Below are 19,390 nucleotides of genomic sequence, written 5' to 3'. Positions count from 1 at the left end.
ATGAGTGAATTAAGGATCAAACCATCAAAGACTTGGGTTAAACAATCATTACGTCTGTTACATCATGAGTTTCGCCGCGGCGAATTAACCATTATATTTTTAGCGATTGTTCTCGCTGTCGGCACGGTATTTTCATTAACCGGTTTTTCAGAACAAATTAAACAAGCCATTATCACCAACAGCGCTAATACTATCGCGGCCGATCGTGTGCTGGGCTCGAGCCGAGCAATCCCGACCGAATATCTTGATAAAAGTGACAGTTTATCACTGAACGTTGCTTCTAAAATATTACTCGATTCTATGGTGTTTTCAGGCGATAACATGCTGTTATCTGAACTTGATATTATTTCTGAAAAGTATCCTTTGCGCGGCGAGTTTCTGGTTAAAATGTCGTTAGATCAAGAAGTGCCGACCTCTGTTAGTGCGCCGAAGCAAGGCACAGCTTATGTTGAAGAAAGTATACTCAGTCGTTTAAATGTTAAAATTGGTGGTACGATTGAAGTGGGTGTTCTCCCGCTCACTATTGCCGGTGTTATCGTTGAGATCCCTGACCGTTCATATCGCATGTTTGTTGCTGGACCCGCAATATTTTTTAATATTAAAGATATCGATAAAACCCAGTTAATAAAACCAGGTAGTCGCGTTTATTATCAATATTTATTTGCCGGAGAACGCGATGATATTGAAACATTTGAAACATGGATAAAACCGCAACTTAACGAAACTCAAAATTGGTACGATGCTAAATCAGCGAAGAATCGTTTATCAAAGGTCTTAGATAGCTCAGAGAAATTTTTATCATTAGCCAGTATGTTAGGTATTGTACTCGCTGCTGTCGCTGTTGCCGTAGCAAGTAGACGATATGGGCAACGCCATCAACCTATGGTTGCCGTATTTAAAGCGTTAGGCGCTTCAACATCACACGTAAAAAAATTATATATGTTGCATTGGGGCTTACTGAGTTTAATTAGCATCATCGTAGGTCTTATTGTTGGTTATATGCTGATGCTTGCGGGTGTAAGTGCTATAGAAAGCTATTTGTCATTAGATGAAAGTCAGTTAACGTTTAAGCCATTTGTTACTGCAGTAATAACAGGCCTGCTTTGCGCGATTGCTTTTGCTATTCATCCGATCACTGAATTAATTTCAACTAAACCGCTCGATGTTATTCGCGGTTTTAGCCAAAGTAAATTACCGCGTTTTGGTTGGCATCAAGTTATTCCTTTACTGGCACTTTTTGCACTGCTGATGTTGTTCAGTCGCGATCTGATCATGAGCTTGTCATTGTTATTGGGTGGCATTTTAGTTTCAGGTATTTTATTGCTGTTAGGGCGATTAATTATGGGCGCGGGTCGAAGTGCTGGCGCTAAAGCGGGTAAAGCTTGGCATTTGGCTTTAGCAAACTTAAAACGGCGTGCCAATGAAAATAGTGTGCAATTAGTTAGTTTTACCATTGCTATTCAGTTATTACTGCTGATAACGGTAATGAAAAGTTCAATAATTGATGAATGGCAAGCACAGTTTCCTGAAAACACCCCTAATCATTATCTACTTAATATTGCCAATGAAGAAATTGCACCACTGCAAGCTTTTGCTGAAGAACTCAATCTCGATAATCAGGGATTTTATCCTATTTTTCGAGGTCGTTTATCCGCGATTAATGGTGAAAAAACAGTCAGTGTTGACGATGATGATAAAGGTTCATCAACTACAGAAACGGATGAAGCGAAGGAGGAAGAGCAAGATAAGCCGAAAGAGCGTAAAGGTGCTGGCCGTGAATTAAGCCTAACATGGCAAGAGCAATTGCCCTTAACCAATGAAGTTGTCGAAGGGCAGTGGTGGCAAATAAAGGAGACATTACCGCAAGTCTCTATGGAAAAGGGCATGGCTGAACGTTTAGATATTAAACTTGGCGATGAATTAACTTTTACTATTGGTACTGACGAGTTTACGGTGCCGGTTACCAGTATTCGCGATGTTGACTGGAAGAGTCGACAGTTAAACTTTATTATGATTTTCAATGAAGCCGCTGTTATCGATATAGCAACCACTTCTATTTCGGCGTGGATGATATCAGACCAACAAAAAAATGAAGTTTATCGCTTTCTAAGCCAGTATCCAACGATTTCAATTATGGATTTTGGTGCGATTATGAAACAACTGACCAGCATGATTGAGCAGGTTTCAATCGCGATTGAACTTATTTTAGTGTTAGTTATTTTAGCGGGTAGTCTAGTGTTGGTTGCACAAGTGCAAGCAAGTATGGAAGAGCGAGAGCGAGAGTTAGCGATATTGCGTACCTTAGGTGCAAAAGGTTCACTACTGCGAAACAGTGTCTTGTTTGAGTTTGTTGCACTTGGCGCTGTTGCTGGGTTAATGGCAAGTATTGCGATGGAAATAGCGGTGTTTTTCTTGCAAACGCAAGTGTTTGAAATGTCTGCGAGCTTTCATTTCAGCTATTGGTTAGTGGGTATCGTTGCCGGTGCGGGTTTTGTCGGTATCATGGGCATGCTAAGTTGTTGGCGATTATTGAATATGTCTAGTTTGACCTTGATCCGTCGAACAATGTAAGCCCAGTTTACTTCGACTTTACCGAAACTTAAGTTTATCAATACTAGATTTAAGTTTCGGGTATCGTTATTATTACAGTAATGTTTTTTAAAAGATAAAGTTAGCACTATGGGATTAATAGAAAAATCAGGCGGCGCAGTAAAAATGCTGGTAGTCACCGCAGCACTGTTTATTGTTTTTGCAGGGATAAAAACGGCGGCTAATATTTTGGTGCCTTTTTTACTTTCTGTTTTCATTGCTATTATTTGTAACCCGCTTATTGCCCGCGCTAGCCGTTATAAAATACCAAAAGTAGTAGCAGTACTCTTAGTGATAGCCTTGTTTGTTATTGTTGCTTTATCTCTTGCGGGTTTAGTTGGAAAGTCACTCACTGAACTATCCCTTAAACTACCTGAATATCGCGAGCAATTAAGAGTACAGTTTATTTGGGTAACAGAGCAGTTAGCCGATAAAAATATTATAATATCATCAGCATTGTTAATGGAATACTTTGACCCTGCAGCAGCAATGGGCTTAGCGGCAGACATGCTGAGTGGATTAGGCAGCGTAATGGCTAATTTATTTCTTATTATCATCACGGTTATCTTTATGCTTTTTGAAGCATCGTCTTTACCTAAAAAATTACATTTTGCCTTAGCGGACCCCGAAATGCGCTTAAAGCAAATCGATCGCTTTCTTACTTCGGTAAATAACTATTTAGCGATAAAAACCTTAGTGAGTATTGCAACCGGTATTATCGTGTCAATAATGCTCTGGGCGTTTGGCTTAGACTTTTTCTTACTTTGGGGGGTACTTGCTTTTCTGCTTAACTATATTCCTAATATTGGTTCCATTATCGCCGCAGTTCCGGCAATGTCGCTTGCAGTATTGCAATTGAGTCTTCCTGAGGCAGGCCTTATCGGCTTGGGGTATGTCACCATTAACATGGTGATGGGAAATATTGTTGAACCCCGTTATTTAGGTAAAGGCTTAGGGCTATCAACCTTGGTTATTTTTCTGTCATTAATCTTTTGGGGGTGGTTGTTAGGTTCCGTGGGGATGTTACTTTCAGTGCCATTAACCATGATCATTAAAATTGGCTTAGAAAACGCAGAAGAAGGTCGTTGGTTTGCTATTTTATTATCAGGTGAAGATGATATCAACGAGCTTGAACATGTTGAGCGCTAAACCTAAATTTAATTTAGCGCATCTGTTTTTACTTTTTTAAACCCAGTTTACACTGACCATTAGATAAAAATTGCACCGCTTCTTTACGCTTTTTGCCAATAAGAAGTGGTCCATCATCCATAAAGAGAAAGTTCTTCCAACAACGTTGAAAAACAGCCCACGTTGTCTCAATAACATTGTTCTTAGCACTACAAAAATAAACCACGGTATTATTGTCCCATGCTAAATGAGCAATAACTTCTGTGGGCAACTCTGCCTGCTCGCTATCCCAAATACTTTCCCAGGCCAGCGTTGTCTGCCAAGTTGTTTCTTCAAAGGGCCAATCACCTTTTTTGAAAAAATCAGGATGGTCCACTTGACGGCTAATAAAGGTATCCCAAACAACTTGTGCTCGTGCTTGAACCATAGGTTTTATTTTTGTTTTATCTTTATCGTTGATCGGCAAGCTTTTATGTCTAAAAATCCAAGCATTCTTAAGGTCATCTAAAGGAATATAATTCATGAAGTCACTAGTGTTGGTTTGATGTTGTATGGAGAAGTATCTAGATGATACACCATTATGGTTGCGTTTTTATCTTGAAGCCGGGTTATTTTTTACATGGTATGCGCGACTAAGATAAAAAGCCTTATTTTTAAAAATATTTCAGTGTTCAGATATGTGATCAGGTAATATTATTGTTAACAACGTCAGTAGCAGATAAAATTCGCCTACTTTTATCAAAGGTTTGCAAGGTAAATCAGCATAATCATCATAGCGGGCATTCGGCATTATAATAAGAGAGTAAAGCAATGGAAATAAGATATTTTGCAGGGAAAAAGATTAATGGCATAGCTACCAGAACGAATAATGCCGCTGAAATGGACCCTAACAATGGAAAAATAGGTACTTTATGGCAGACTTTTGACAAAACTGTTCCAGTCGATTATAGAAACGGTGAAAGGGTCTATGGTGTCTATACCAATTATCAGTCTGATCAAACCGGCGAATTTACGGTACTTGCTGGTTTTGATGGTAAGTTACTGCCAAGAAAGATAAATTTAGAGCAAGTTGTTATCCCAGAAGGTAAATACCTCGTCTTCACTCATCAAGGAGAAATGCCTCAAATAGCAATCGATGCTTGGACCGAGGTTTGGCATTATTTTTCTAGTGAACAAGCTGAATATAAAAGAGAATACTCGACAGATTTTGAGTTTTATCCAAACGCAAATCAAATAGATGTGCATATAGCAGTGAGTTAATTCGCCTTGCTATATTAATTTAAACAATAATTCCCCTCCTTAAATGGGAGATGATTTGAACGGAGTCAATAAACTTGAATAGTCGAAAATGCTTACTTATATTGCTACTTACGTTAGCTGTGCCCAACGCTAGTGCACTGTCAAAATTAGCAATAGGGGATATTCCACCAAATTACTTGGGTGAAGACAGTGAAGGTCTGGACGTTAACTTAACAGACCATAAAGGAAAAATTGTTATCATTTCTTTTTGGGCATCTTGGTGTGCTCCCTGCCTAAAGGAACTACCTATGTTAGAAGATATTCAGGCTAGACTAGGTAAAGAAAAAATAAATGTTATTGCGGTAAATTTTAAAGAAAGCCGTAAACAGTATCGACATATTAAACGCAAATTATCTGCATTAGCGTTAACATTAACACATGATAAACGAGGGCTTTTAGGCAGTAAATTTGGCGTTGAAGGGATACCTCATTTATTTATTGTCGGCAGAAAGGGTACGCTCATCTATCAAAGTGTCGGTTATGGTGATTCCTCTAGAAAAAAAATTGTCACTATTTTGAATCAAGAACTTTCAAGTTAACTCGCAGATATATTTAACAGTAAGGTCAGTCTATTGATTTATCCCCTGACGCCGTTTTGTTTCGAACGGTGGGCTTATCTGACAGCATTGATAAAATTAAGTCTGAGCGAATTTCTGAGCACAATGGTAAATATTGTGCTGGTTATCACCCATATATTATTGATATTGGCATCATTAAGTTTATCGCCATTAAATTATTCTAACTTAGTTATTGACCATGTTGATTTGTCAATTTTATTCAACTAAAGTTATCATATCTTGATTTAAATCGCTTGTTATAGAAACTGAACGTATTAGGTTTTTATTTGCGATTAAGCTAAGGGAAGCATTAATGATTTGAACGTTAATCATGATAAAACTGATGTTGATTATGTCTGTATAAAGGGATAAAAATGAATAAAAACAATAAATTATTTACCTACCTTTTTAGTGTGTTATTTGCTGAAAGTTTACTCTTAGCTTTCATCTACGACTCATACTTATCTGCATTTGTAATCGGGTTACCCGCTTTATTAGTGCCGATATACTTTTATAAAACAGCTGGAGATGCTGCTATCTCCGGTCATGTTTCAGCGCTTTCGGCGATGATATTTGCAGCCTTGCATATTCACCAAGCAAACGGCTTAATTGAAGTCCATTTTGAAATTTTTATCCTGTTAGCCTTTTTAATCATTTTTCAAGATTGGCGAGTATTCATTACCGCTATTCTTGTTGTTGCAGTTCACCACCTTTCTTTTTACTACTTGCAGGTAAATGATACCGGTGTTTATATATTTGATGAAGGGAGACTCGTCTTTACCACTGTGATAATACATGCTGTTTACGCTATTGCTGAGTCTATTATTGCCGGATATATCGCACATTCCATGAAGGTCGAAAGTGAAGCAGGTAAAGAGTTATCTTTAGTTGCGACCGCATTAACTGCTGATGTCAATGCGATTGACTTGAACATCAAGGCAGCAGCCAATAACAATAGAACTTTATTGTCCTTTAATGAGCTATTGGGTTTGTTATCAAAGGTTATTCAAGGTGTCAAAGAGCAAGTTATAGAATTGAATGCTAATTCACAAAACTTAAATAGCACCAAAACAGAACTCGAAAATTCGACAGCGCAGCGTCAACAAGAAACCGAGGTGATTGCGACATCGGCCGAAGAAATGGCGGTAACAGTAGCATCTATCGCGCAAGAAACGACCCAGTTAAGCGACCAGATGAAAGAAGCAACCAATTACACGAAAGCCTCTAATGAAGAAATTATTAGCATCAATAATCAAAACAAAGATTTAACATCCGCACTTGAAAAGACCAGTGAGCAGGTTAACGATCTCGCCAACTCAACAGAGGCCATTTCGAAAGTATTATCTGAAATCAGTGGTATTGCTGAGCAAACAAATTTATTAGCACTAAATGCGGCAATAGAGGCCGCAAGAGCTGGAGAACAAGGACGAGGGTTTGCTGTTGTCGCCGATGAAGTGCGTGCGTTAGCAACTCGCACCAAAGAAAGCACCGACAAAATCGGTCAAACACTTTCTTTGTTAAAAAATTACTCTAAGTTAACGACAGACTCGATGACACACAGTATCGGGATCGTACAATCGGTTATTGAAAGTGCAGATAAAGCCCAAAAACAAATATCTCAAGCGTCAGCACTCGTTGAGCATGCTAGCGCTATATCGATTAATGTTGCCGCAGCGGTTGAACAGCAATCAGTAACCACTGCTGATATAGCAAAAAGTGCCGAAACGTTAAGAGATACAGCTTTAATAGACAGAGAGAGAGTTGAAGCATTAGCACTAGAGGCTAATAGTGTGAGTGTTACTTCAAGTGCTATGGCACTTAATATTGCCCGTTTCAAATAAGGTAATGACAAAACTTCAGTTAGGTGTACTTACGGTGTGGATAGCTTTTACGCTATCTGCATTTGGTTACCTTATAAAAGATAGGCTTGTCGATTTCGATGAGAGTAATAAATTAGCGGGTATAGAGTATCAGCAGCTATCAGGTTATTTGTTACCCTATGCCAAGCCAGTGAATAGGCTTGGTCAAAATACACTATTGCACTTCTCTACACCTAGTTGTGAATGCCAACAGTACAGTGAAAAGCATATTGAAAACCTCAATAAATTGGCGGGTGCTAATAATTTTGTAATAAAAAATGTTGTCATTAATGAACACAACATTATCCCCTCAACACCCTCTGTAGCATTAATAGATGAATCAGGAGATGTTGTTTATTTTGTTCCTTATGGCCAAGGTTTAGCTTGCTCGCAAACAGCAGGCTATGCTCAAACTATGTTAAATAACTACCTAAAAGGATATACAGCTAATATAGTCGTTAAGGAAGCGAAAGGTTGTTATTGTAATGTATTAATAGGGTAAATCATTTTATGTTAATCTCTAGCTAACCATTTTTGTGACCATTTTTTAGATTTAGGGGATTTATTTCGACTTAAACACTGAAAAAACTGATGTCACCAACGAATTTCAAGTGAAAAAATATGAGTAAACACCTTAAGTTAGACATAGTCTCCGACGTTTCCTGCCCCTGGTGTATTATTGGTTACCAGTCTTTAAATCAAGCATTAATAAAACTTGCGGCTGATATTTCAGTGGATATTACTTGGCAACCGTTTGAACTCAATCCCGATATGCCAAAAGAAGGTCAGGATATTACCGAACACCTTACTGAAAAATACGGTATTAGTATTGAACAAGGTGAGCAAAATAGACTGATGATCAAGCAACGCGGCTTAGCGCTTGGTTATGAGTTTGGTAACCGTGGTGGCGGTCAAATTTATAATACATTTGATGCACATCGGTTGCTACATTGGGCAAAAGAATATGATAAACAAACCGAACTTAAACTCGCCTTGTTTGACTTGTATTTTAAAGATAGTGGCGATCCCAGTGATCATCAAAAGCTACTTGCTGTATCGCAAAACGTCGGTTTAGATAGAGAAAAAGCGCAACATATATTGGCGTCAAATGAATATGAAGAAGAGGTTCGTGCTTTGCAGCGTCACTATCAAGCGATGGGCATAAGCTCAGTACCAGCAGTGATAGTCAATGATAAACATTTGATCAGTGGTGGTCAGCCACCGGATGTTTTTGAACAAGCGTTGCGTGAAATAGCTAAAGAGAGTTAGGCCTTCAAGAGAATGTTTATTTACTGATTCGATAAGTTTATGGGGATGTTCTGGCAACCGTTTACAAATGAGCGCTGATAAGGCATTTAAGCGGTTTGCCTTTGGCATTATTGATTTTACAAGGTACTAATTTGGACGCACTTAGGTTGTCTTGTTAGCCGTAAAAGCTTATTTAAAGGTTAGTTTGCATAACTGTCAAAAAAGAAATATAGGGTGGTTATAATACTCGCGATAATAACAAAATACCTGACCTTTTCTTGTGGCAGTTGGCGAGACACATGTGCGGCAATATAGCCTCCAGCTAACGTGCCACACAGCACAATAGTCCCTTCATACCAGGCAATCAAATCATTAAAAATAAACACTGCGATAGCAATTAGTGACACTGTTGATGACACCAAGAGCTTTAAGCCATTCATAGTATTGATATTAGTGTGACCAGCTAAGGCTAGATAGCTAAGAGTAATTATACCTAAGCCGGCGTTAAAAAAACCACCATAAGTAGCAACACCTAACAGAATAATTATCAGTAGCAAGCCTCCTATTGATGAGGCATGTTGGTGATTGGCTGCCATTTTTTTAAGTGTTGCATTAATCTTGCCACCAAAAATAAATAATACACTAGCAAATAAGAGTAACCAGGGAATAGCCTCACGAAACAGTACTTCAGGTGTTTTTAGTAACAACCATGCCCCCAAAATACCGCCGATTAAACTGATTGTTATAATCAGAGGCAATTGATCTTTATGGGCAGAAATCTCTTTTCGAAAGGCATAAGTACCACTCATATAACCGGCACATGAGGCAAAAGTGTTGCTTGCATTTGCCATGATGGGAGGAATGCCAACAAAAATAAGTGCGGGAAAAGTAATGAAACTCCCACCACCTGCAATTGAGTTAAGTACGCCGCCAAAAAAACCGGCAAAGAATAAAAAAACCAATTCAAATGACATCAAAAATAATAAGCCTGTGCGAATGAAATTGGCTAGACGATAACATATTTATCGAAATAGGACTGGGCTATTGTCGATCACAGCAAGGTAATATTTAGCTGCGCAAAAACGCGTTCATCCCACTCATTATTATCACTGTATTAGCACCCATTTTTTTGATGTAATAAAATTAGCAAGAAAAAATCGGTGTTAATTATGCACTATATGGCTATGTTATATAGCACTCATCATTATTGGTGATTTACTTATCTACCCTCGTTAGTTATACAGTGTAAGATATAGCAAAGAAATATTTTGGACAGACATGCCACAGTTTCACCGAGACAGTAATCATTCAATTTTATTAGCCGGTATCTTAGCCCTTGTGGTTGGGGTTGGTGTCGCTCGTTTTGTTTTTACTTCGCTGTTACCGACTATGCTAGAAGATTCAATCAGTATCGCTTTTGCTGGTGTGCTTGCATCAATCAATTATCTTGGCTATTTAACTGGCTCTGTTTTTTCTATTTTTATTAAAGATATACACGCCAAGGTGAGGTATTTTAGATTTGGCTTGTGCCTTTGTGTGGTTTCTTCTTTTGTTTTAGGCATTACCGAAAATAATACCTTATGGATTATTGCTCGCTTATTTGCAGGGTTTGGCGCGGCGATGGCGCTTGTTGTTGGCTCTGCTGTAGTCATGTTAAAGCTAAAAGCCACGAATAAGACTAAGGCAATGGGCATACACTTTAGTGGCTTAGGTTTTTCAATTGTGATTACTGATCTAGTGATGAGAGCGGTCTTTTACTTTGGTGGCGACTGGAAGGATGCTTGGCTAGTATTAGCCATCCTCGGGGCTTTTTTATCTTGTTATTCGGCTTATATTTTACGGTTTGATAAACAACCTAGCAATGAAGTTGTGAAACATAAATTTGATAAGTCGCTTTTTTCACCTATGGTTATCATCTTAATTTTGGCTTACTTTACCGAAGGTGTTGGTATGGTGGTTCAAGCAACATTCCTACCTGATATCGTCAATTCATTAGACGGACTAGCGGGATATGGCGGTTATGTATGGTTAGCCGTTGGTGTTGCTGGCATCCCATCTTGTATTATATGGATGCGTTTAGCACACCGTTTTGGCAGTATTAATATTATGATGGCAGCTATGCTCTTGCAGATTGTTGGTATTCTAATTCCTACATTTTCGAGTAATATTGTGATGAACCTTATCAGTGGTTTGTTCTTTGGCGCGACATTTATAGGTTTAGTTGCTTTGTTTATGAATTTTGCTGGCCAGCTGTCTAATAAAAATCCGGTCTTTATTATGGGGGCAATTACATCAGCTTATGGCCTTGGGCAAATTATTGCTCCCTTGTATTGTGTGGCACTTATTAAACAATTTACCACCTATAACTACGCTTTATATTTAACCGCAATTATTGTTGCTTGTGGAATTTTATTACTCACCTACGCCAAGCTAAACTTTAAAGAAGCAAAACAATCTATGGTGTAGATTTTAGTTTCCTCTTACCTGCCGAGCAAGAGTAACGGTGCTTAACGACAAAAGATAGTAAAACACTTTGCTGTATTACTGATTTGATTATTATGATTGTGAAAATGATGATCCTACTTATTTCTATCAGTTAATTTACTAAATACATTATCAGCTAGATAAGCCGTTGCTAACCATGACTTTTCAACTAAATCTATCTAACCTAGTCAATACTCGTTTATAATCAAAGTGTCATTCTCAATATAAGAATAAAAAATGAAAAATACTATCGGTTTAACCTTACTTTCCTTAGCGCTCATAAGTGGTTGTGGCAATAATGATGTTGTCAAAAATAATAGCGTAGCAGACGTTGCAGCGAGCTACCAAAGCATTAATAAAGAGCAGCTTATTGAGCATATTAAAGTACTTGCCTCAGATGAGTTTGAAGGGCGTGCACCATCAAGTAAAGGTGAAGCGCTTACACTTGACTACTTAACAAAACAATTAAGCGCAGTAGGTTTTATACCGGGTAACGGTGACAGCTTCTTGCAAGCCGTGCCTATGGTATCAATTGAGGCATCGCCAGATATGACATTGTCAATTGGTGGTAAAGACTATCAATATGGTTCTGACATGGTAATGGGCTCTGCTCGTATTAGTAACTTTGAACAACTTAAAGATTCAGCGTTAGTTTTTGTTGGCTATGGTATTAACGCACCTGAGTACAACTGGAATGATTACCAAGATTTAGACGTTAAAGGTAAAACTGTCGTTATCTTGGTTAACGATCCTGGTTTTGCGACTCAAGATGCTGCGCTATTTAATGGTAACGCGATGACCTATTACGGGCGCTGGACCTATAAATATGAAGAGGCTAGTCGACAGGGCGCCGAAGGTGCCATTATTATTCATGAAACTGCGCCAGCATCATACAACTGGTCGGTGGTTGAACACTCTTGGTCTGGGCCTCAATTTGGCTTTGTCCGTGAAGACAAGAATAAAGACCGTGTTGCTGTTGAAGGTTGGGTAAATAGCGAGGTTGCCAAAGAGTTATTTACTCAGGCAGGTTTAAACTTCGAGCAAGCGAAAGTTAATGCTGCCAAGGGAAGTTATCATCTTGATATGGGTGACTTAACGGCTTCGGTTACTGTAAATAACACCGTAAAAGAATCAGTATCTTATAATTTTATCGCCACTTTACCGGGGAGCTCTACTCCTGATGAGCACATTCTTTACACCGCACATTGGGATCACTTAGGCAAAGACACCAGCTTAATCGGTGACCAAATTTATAATGGCGCTGTCGACAATGCCTCGGGCACGGGGGCACTTATTGAAGTCGCGGAAGCTTTTGCTAAATTGCCGGTTGCTCCAGCGCGTTCAATTACTATTATGGCGGTAACAGCTGAAGAACAAGGGTTATTAGGCTCTAAGTTTTACGCGGCTAATCCTATTATTCCAGCGGCTAAAACGGTTGCTAATATCAATATGGATGCTTTGGGTGTTAATGGTCGAAGTAGCGATGTCTCTGTCTATGGATTAGGACAATCTGAGCTAGATAACTTTCTTAGCGTAGCAGCGAAGAAACAAAATCGAACCATTGCAGGGGATCCCCGTCCTGCTGCTGGTATCTATTATCGTTCTGATCATTTTGCCTTTGCAAATATTGGTATTCCAGCGTTATACGCAAAAACGGGAGAAACTGCTGTTGATGAAGCGACTAAAGTATTGCGAGCCCAGCTAAAAGAAAGTCTAGGTAAGTGTTACCATAATCCTTGTGATGAATATAATCAAACGTGGGATCTCTCTGGCGCTGAACAAGATATGCAGGCATTTTTTGACATTGGCTATCAGCTTTCCAAAGAAAATGTTTGGCCAAAGTGGAGTGAAACATCAGAATTTAAACGCTAAAATATAGCTAAGCGGGCACATAGCTTCAGTTTACTGATAACTTTGCTCGCTTAAGCCATTAATCTATCTGATCAAGCCTACAAGGTGTTGTTAAGCGGATTTTTCATCCCAATTTCTCAGTAAAAAATGCGAGGGTACGATGCCAGGCAAGCTTGGCATTTTCTTTATCATAACGACCGGTTGAGTCATTATGAAAACCATGTTTCGCATTTTTATAGATCTGCATTTGATAGGGGGCTTTAGCCATTTTTAAATCACTTTCATATTCAGGCCAAGTGTTATTAACCCTTTCATCGAGCTCAGCCAATTGAATCAGTAACGAAGCCTTGATATTTTTGCGCAATTCTTTTTTGGCTGGTGTGCCATAAAAAGGTACGCCGGCAATAATTAAATCAGACTCCACTGCTGCTAAGTAATTGACCATATAGCCACCAAAACAAAAGCCAATAGCACCAAGTTTTCCGTTACTTCTGTGATGTTTTTTGATGAATTTTGCTGCTGCGACAAAGTCATGCTGAATTTTTGCAGCATCCATCGTCTTTTGCATTGCTCTGCCTTCATCATCATTACCAGGATATCCTCCTAAGGGGAACAAAGCATCTGGAGCAAAGGCAAGATAGCCCACTTTAGCTAAACGCCGAGCGACATCTTTTACGTAGGGGTTTAATCCTCTATTTTCATGAATTACCAAAACCACGGGTAAGGTACCTGTTTTATTGGTGGGTGTGACTAAATAGCCAACGCCTTTACCGTAACCCTCTGGCGAATCAAAAGTCTTATAGGTAGCTTTTATTTCATCATCATTAAAAGAAACTTGTTCGGCTAGGGCATAATTAGGAAGCAGTGCTGATGTTAGCGCTGTCATTGAGTATCCCACCGCCACTAAAGTCGCTAATTTTGCCATAAAGCTTCTGCGATCTATACCGCCATGAGCGTATTCGTCGTACCAGTCAAATGCTTCTTGAGGAATATCACTCGTTGATTTTTTTGACATTTTTATCTCACTTATGAAGTTTAATTAACGTAAATATTTATAAAGTATTTTATTTAAGCGTTTTCGAAAATTTATAAAAATTATTTAATCTTGATGGTTTAGTCGTTAATCTTAGGCTTTGCCAATGAACTTTTATTGTATTTTCGCCACGGCTTATCAAAGAGCGAATAATAATGTTAACGATATATACCTTTAACTTTAGTCTACAGGATGAAATATTTGCTTAGTAAATAGGGTTAATGTGATTACATTTTCTTCGGTTTTATTATAAATATGTTAAGTAAACTGATCTTAATTGTTTACTGGTACGTAAATATAGGCCGAAACCAAATAAAATCCATTAAATAGGAATTAACATGTTAAATAAATTTATTACAACAGGTTTACTCGTGGTTGCCAGCTTAGCTTTTATGGCAAGCTCTCATGCAGAACACCATGGTATGAAAAAAGACATTGTTGATGTAGCCGCTGCAAATGGTTCTTTCAATACCCTTGTTGCTGCAGTTAAAGCCGGTGGACTGGTTGATACGCTTAAAGGCAAAGGACCTTTTACTGTATTTGCACCAACCGATGCGGCTTTTGCAAAGTTACCGGCCGGCACGGTTGAAATGCTCTTAAAACCAGAAAACAAAGATAAACTGGTATCAATTTTAACTTACCACGTTGTAGCTGGAAAAGTAATGGCTGCAGATGTTGTTAAAGTAGACAGTGCTGCTACCTTACAAGGCCAAATGTTAATGGTTAAAGTAGATGGTGGTAATGTAATGATAAACAATGCAAAAGTCATCATGGCCGACGTCAAAGCAAGTAATGGTGTGATACATGTCATTGATACGGTATTAATGCCTAAGTAGTTATTATTACAAAGTATCACCAATATCCTTGATACTTATTAGTTAGCTATTATTAAGCCAGCGTTTAGCTGGCTTTTTGTTGTCACCAAGCAGGTGATGACATTTTTAATCTGACCTGCTTATCAAGAAATCAATAATACCGGCGATAAACCTTGCCGCATCAGTAAATATAGTGATAATCGAGCAAGGTTTTATTTACTGAGTTTATAAAGTGCAACTATTAGCGGTAACGTGTTTGAATAAAACACTACGATTAGAAGGTTCAATAGCGGGATGGCAACAACTGTTTTGGGATGACCAGTGTGTCTCGCAAATTGATGCGAGTGACGGCAATGATGCTTTTTTGCATCAATTTACTTTGCAAAGCGAACAAGGCGAGTTACATCTAGAGCTTAAAGGGACGCTGCATTGGCAGCCTTTTGAATTGCAATTTCAGCTTTTGATCGATAATAAACTTCTGCTTGAGAATAGCCTTAATGAAAAAGATATAGAACAACGTCAAGTCACCCAAGATAGCAAGCAACCGATGAAATTTAGCTTCATTGGCATGGCAGGGCTTGGCTTAAAATTATTAAAAAGTGCTAAGGTTATCAAAGTGTTGTTTGCTGCTGGTAGTTTAGCCGCATACAGTTGGTTATTTTCTATTGAATTTGCTATAGCACTTATTCTTTGTCTTGTTTTTCATGAATATGGACATATCAAGGCGATGAAATACTTTGGCTTAAAAACCAAAGGTATTTACCTTATTCCCTTTGTCGGTGGTTTAGCACTGAGCGACGATAAAATTAATACCCGCTGGCAAGATGTTGTTATTTCAATAATGGGCCCTTTCTTTGGTTTAATACTCTCTATTGCCTGCTTAGTGGGATATTGGCTGACCGATTTAGAAATATTTGCTGGTTTAGCGGTCTTTAACGCTTTACTAAATCTATTTAATTTGTTGCCGGTACTGCCTCTAGATGGCGGACATATATTAAAGAGTATTGCCTTTTCAATTAATAGCCGTGTTGGTTTAGTTGCTTGTGTATTGGGAGCTGCATTAGGTGTTTATATTAGTTATCACTTTGGCTTAGCACTGCTGGGTTTTTTACTTGCAATTGGCAGTATAGAAATTTTCTTTGAATATAAGCGTCGCCATTTGAGTGAGCTATTACCGTTAAATCGTTATGCCCAAATTGTCTCAGTGTTATGGTATATCATTACATTAGGCGGGTTAAGTGCCATTATTTGGTTTGTTGGCCAAACGGGCAATAGTGCTTTGTCATTACCCCTAAAAATATTAGGGAGTTAATTAAGCCGGTGAATGCTTTAGCCATTTATAATCTCCGATATTTTAATGGCTTACGAAGTTATCTTTTTGATGTGTTTGTGATAAATAAACGATTTTTAATCGTCATATGTAACGCTACCCCTGCGGCAAATTTGTGCTAGGATTATAGCCAGTAATTAAACTTTAGAGTTCATCATTTATGGTTACACCTTATTCCAATAGAAACTCTATCCGGATTAAAATTATTTTTTTAATCGTGTTGATTTTTGCGCTATTACTTTCTCTATTTTCATTTTTTTTACAAAACTTTATTAGTAATGTTGAACAAGACTTAGGTCAACAGATGGTTCTCAAGCACGCCAGTCTCAATAAAGAAAGAGCGGTCAGTCATTTTAACCAAAATTTAAACTTAATAAAACGTTCGGTAAATGATTATTCTTTTCAAAATTGGATGAAAGACATCAATAATGATGAATTTGAACAGCGAGCCATCAACACCATTAAAAATGACTGCGAAGTTGCCGGTTGCTTTGGTTGGTTCGTACTTTCAACGTCATCATTAACCAGTCTTGACTGGAATCAAGAGTCGCAAGAAATAAAAAAAGTAAAATTAAAGTTAGAAGAAAATCCATGGTTACCCAAGAAGTTAAAAGAAACCAAAGAGTATTATGTTGAAGCAGATATCAATGCCATCGATGGTAAGCGTTACGTATTCTTTGATTACTTTGTTAGGGAAGGTGATAAAGTCATTGGCACTGTTGGTAATTATACTAAAACATCGACGATTGCCGATGAAATACTCAAATCTTCAAACCCAGATATTCTAGAAGTTCTTATCGATAATCACGGTATTTTCCATACTAATATCAATAGTAATGACAATGCTGATAATAGAAGTATTGCCATTTTTTTACAAAACAAATCATGGGATGAGATTATTGGTGATGAATCAGAGAAAAACTTCTTTGATGATACCGATAGTACTTTTGTTAAAACTATAGATATTACCATTAACAATACCCATTACCTGGCTGCTATCGTTTACCTCGAAGAAGTTGACTGGTTCGCGATGAGTTTATTTTCTAAAAAAGACATGAAAGGTCGTATTGATATAGTACCTTTGCTGTTACTGAGTTTGTTAAGCTTGTTTGTCATTATTTTACTGACCATTTATTTATTAAATCAATTGATTTTTAAACGAATAATAACTATGGATAGCGCGGTTAACCATATCGCTTCAGGTGACTATAGTCAGTTAATTGAAGATAACCGCTTAGATGAACTTGGCTCATTAGCGCAAGGTATCAATACTATGAGCGAAGAGATTTCAATAAATTTATCCCGAATAGAATCTCAAAATACCGTACTAAGTGAAGCGATAGAAAAAGCGAACCAAGCGAGCCAAGCCAAATCAAACTTTTTGGCCAATATGAGCCACGAAATAAGAACGCCAATGAATGCGGTTTTGGGTTTTGCTGATATAGGAAAAAATGCAGCTTCATTGGACGAGAAAAATGACGCCCTAGAAAAAATTCACTTTGCCGGCGACCATTTACTCAAAATTATTAATGATGTGCTCGACTTTTCTAAAATTGACTATAAGCATCTGACCTTAGAAAATATTTCCTTTGATTTCCCTGCTGTTTTTGAAAAAATCAGCCAAATTTTTAATTTTGGTATTGAGCATAAAGGCCTATCACTAAATATTCAGCTTGATGAGGACATTCCTAACCATATTATCGGAGATCCGCTACGAGTCGAGCAGATAATTATTAATTTGGTCAGTAACGCCATAAAATTTACCGAAGTTGGTAGCATAAATATTAATGTATCGCTAAAGAGTAAAACCGCCGATCAGGTCATAATAGCATTAAGTGTAAAAGACTCTGGTATAGGGATGACACCCGCTCAACAGGAGAATATTTTTACCGCTTTTTCACAAGCTGACGATAGTACAACGAGAAAGTATGGTGGTACAGGGCTTGGTTTAGCCATATGTAAACAGTTAGCTGAATTGATGGGCGGCACTATAACCGTAACAAGCGAAGGAGGGGAAGGCACAGAGTTTATCTTTACCGTGGCTTTGAGTTACTCGATGAAAAAACTGCCCAGCGACTCAAAAGAAGTAGTTGTGGTAGACCTGGCTAAATTAATTGTCTTGTTAAACAACAAATCTATTTTATTGGTTGAAGATAATCGAATTAACCAAATCGTGGCAACAAAGACACTTGGCCCTTTAAATGTTTCAATTGATATTGCTGAGGATGGTGTGCAAGCTGTCGAGAAAATGAAAATTAATGACTATGCTTTGGTTTTTATGGATATTCAAATGCCTAAATTAGACGGATTACAAGCAACAAAACAAATTAGGGTATTCGATAGTGAAACCATTATTATTGGTATGTCAGCACATGCCACTACGCAAGATCATGAAAATGCCATTAAAATGGGAATGACCGATTATATGACAAAACCCATTCAACAAGAGTTATTGTTTACTATGATTTATAAATACATCAATCACTAAAATAAGTCTGTGTTAAACGCAAAGAAACGCCTGTCTTTTTTAACAGCTCAATTAATCTTTTTTAGTTAACACCATAATGATAAAGGTGGATCGATAGCGACTGCTTTTATAATATCGGTGCGTGAAATAATGCCAACTACCTTGCCATTATTTTCTAAGATAGGAATAGTGTGCAAATGATTTCTTACTTGTAGAACAGCAATGCGGCGGATGTCTGTAACGGGTTCTGCCGTATAAATTTTTGAGTGCTCATTTAAAAATAGATCAGCGACACTTTTTGCTTTGCTGCTTTTATCAACATCAGCGCCATGCTTCAAAAGGTATTCATAAAGTTGTTGTCTCGATAAGCTACCCACGAGTTGTTGTTGGCTATTAACAATTGGAAATTCTTGATATGCCAGCTGTGTAAATATTTTAATTACCGCAGTTAATGGGTCACTGTCCGCTATGACAGCAACAGGATAAGTCATAATTTGATAAGCGTGACATATTAACTCTTTTGTCTCGGTTTTACTGATGGCATCATTATAAGCATCAATGGCCTTAGGAGCCGGTGAATAACCTTTTTTTAATAAAGGTGAAAATTCATCAAGCTCCTGAAAACTTCTAGTTTGCTCAGACAGTTGTGTTTTTTGAACGTGATAAAGCTCTTCCAGAGGACCTGAAAAGCTTCTTCCATTTGGTGTATATATGGCGAACATGGTTATCT

16 protein-coding genes are annotated in these 19,390 nt (G+C 37.9%); 12 read left to right on the top strand and 4 right to left on the bottom strand.

Translation table 11 applies throughout. The features are described from left to right. Entirely contained in the window at positions 1–2,571 is a 2,571-nt protein-coding gene (locus ESZ26_RS01660; RefSeq protein ID WP_146797340.1) for an ABC transporter permease, read from the top strand. 108 nt (positions 2,572–2,679) lie between these two features. After that, positions 2,680–3,738, top strand: coding sequence for an AI-2E family transporter (locus ESZ26_RS01655; RefSeq protein WP_146797342.1), 1,059 nt, complete (start codon positions 2,680–2,682; stop codon positions 3,736–3,738). Between the two features lie 28 nt (positions 3,739–3,766). On the opposite strand, the gene ESZ26_RS01650 is transcribed toward ESZ26_RS01655, so the two are convergent. Beyond that, on the bottom strand, positions 3,767–4,240 hold the full coding sequence (locus ESZ26_RS01650; protein WP_146797344.1) for a DUF2947 domain-containing protein: 474 nt from the start codon (positions 4,238–4,240) through the stop codon (positions 3,767–3,769). A 287-nt stretch (positions 4,241–4,527) separates the two neighbouring features. Between ESZ26_RS01650 and ESZ26_RS01645 the strand changes: the two genes are divergently transcribed. From ESZ26_RS01645 to ESZ26_RS01625, 5 genes are all read left to right on the top strand, one after another. Then, the gene (locus ESZ26_RS01645) at positions 4,528–4,977 is read left to right on the top strand and encodes a GyrI-like domain-containing protein (RefSeq protein ID WP_146797347.1); all 450 of its coding nucleotides are present in this window, start codon (positions 4,528–4,530) and stop codon (positions 4,975–4,977) included. Between the two features lie 74 nt (positions 4,978–5,051). Beyond that, positions 5,052–5,555, top strand: a complete 504-nt coding sequence (locus ESZ26_RS01640; protein ID WP_170246284.1) for a TlpA family protein disulfide reductase — start codon at positions 5,052–5,054, stop codon at positions 5,553–5,555. Positions 5,556–5,947: 392 nt separating this feature from the next. After that, positions 5,948–7,414 carry a methyl-accepting chemotaxis protein gene (locus ESZ26_RS01635; protein ID WP_146797353.1) on the top strand — a complete coding sequence of 489 codons (1,467 nt, stop codon included), beginning with the start codon at positions 5,948–5,950 and terminating at the stop codon, positions 7,412–7,414. 4 nt (positions 7,415–7,418) lie between these two features. Next, positions 7,419–7,934, top strand: a complete 516-nt coding sequence (locus ESZ26_RS01630; protein WP_146797356.1) for a DUF6436 domain-containing protein — start codon at positions 7,419–7,421, stop codon at positions 7,932–7,934. A gap of 119 nt (positions 7,935–8,053) precedes the next feature. Next, on the top strand, positions 8,054–8,701 hold the full coding sequence (locus ESZ26_RS01625; protein ID WP_146797359.1) for a DsbA family oxidoreductase: 648 nt from the start codon (positions 8,054–8,056) through the stop codon (positions 8,699–8,701). A gap of 179 nt (positions 8,702–8,880) precedes the next feature. Here the strand turns inward: ESZ26_RS01625 and ESZ26_RS01620 are convergent, their stop codons facing one another. Continuing rightward, a complete protein-coding gene (locus ESZ26_RS01620) occupies positions 8,881–9,654 on the bottom strand; it encodes a sulfite exporter TauE/SafE family protein (RefSeq protein ID WP_146797362.1) in 774 nt (257 codons plus the stop codon). A 304-nt stretch (positions 9,655–9,958) separates the two neighbouring features. Here ESZ26_RS01620 and ESZ26_RS01615 point away from each other — a divergent pair, with 304 nt between their 5' ends. Next, positions 9,959–11,146 carry a YbfB/YjiJ family MFS transporter gene (locus ESZ26_RS01615; protein WP_146797365.1) on the top strand — a complete coding sequence of 396 codons (1,188 nt, stop codon included), beginning with the start codon at positions 9,959–9,961 and terminating at the stop codon, positions 11,144–11,146. Between the two features lie 255 nt (positions 11,147–11,401). Next, complete coding sequence (locus tag ESZ26_RS01610; RefSeq protein ID WP_146797368.1) at positions 11,402–13,036, top strand: M28 family metallopeptidase; 1,635 nt, start codon at positions 11,402–11,404, stop codon at positions 13,034–13,036. A 103-nt stretch (positions 13,037–13,139) separates the two neighbouring features. Here the strand turns inward: ESZ26_RS01610 and ESZ26_RS01605 are convergent, their stop codons facing one another. After that, complete coding sequence (locus ESZ26_RS01605) at positions 13,140–14,030, bottom strand: dienelactone hydrolase family protein (protein ID WP_146797371.1); 891 nt, start codon at positions 14,028–14,030, stop codon at positions 13,140–13,142. 356 nt (positions 14,031–14,386) lie between these two features. Here ESZ26_RS01605 and ESZ26_RS01600 point away from each other — a divergent pair, with 356 nt between their 5' ends. The 3 genes from ESZ26_RS01600 to ESZ26_RS01590 all read left to right on the top strand — a co-directional run bounded on the left by ESZ26_RS01600 (position 14,387) and on the right by ESZ26_RS01590 (position 18,681). Then, the gene (locus tag ESZ26_RS01600) at positions 14,387–14,884 is read left to right on the top strand and encodes a fasciclin domain-containing protein (protein WP_146797374.1); all 498 of its coding nucleotides are present in this window, start codon (positions 14,387–14,389) and stop codon (positions 14,882–14,884) included. 211 nt (positions 14,885–15,095) lie between these two features. Beyond that, entirely contained in the window at positions 15,096–16,175 is a 1,080-nt protein-coding gene (locus tag ESZ26_RS01595) for a site-2 protease family protein (RefSeq protein ID WP_146797377.1), read from the top strand. 322 nt (positions 16,176–16,497) lie between these two features. Then, complete coding sequence (locus tag ESZ26_RS01590) at positions 16,498–18,681, top strand: ATP-binding protein (protein ID WP_170246283.1); 2,184 nt, start codon at positions 16,498–16,500, stop codon at positions 18,679–18,681. Positions 18,682–18,746: 65 nt separating this feature from the next. Here the strand turns inward: ESZ26_RS01590 and ESZ26_RS01585 are convergent, their stop codons facing one another. After that, positions 18,747–19,382 carry a CBS domain-containing protein gene (locus tag ESZ26_RS01585; protein ID WP_146797383.1) on the bottom strand — a complete coding sequence of 212 codons (636 nt, stop codon included), beginning with the start codon at positions 19,380–19,382 and terminating at the stop codon, positions 18,747–18,749. Between the last annotated feature and the right edge of the window lie 8 nt (positions 19,383–19,390).

Origin of the sequence: Colwellia hornerae (assembly GCF_007954355.1) — a bacterium.
Taxonomy (GTDB): Bacteria; Pseudomonadota; Gammaproteobacteria; order Enterobacterales; family Alteromonadaceae; genus Colwellia_A; species Colwellia_A hornerae.
Note: the sequence above shows the minus strand (reverse complement) of the source record. Positions and strands in the feature narration are given on the sequence as shown.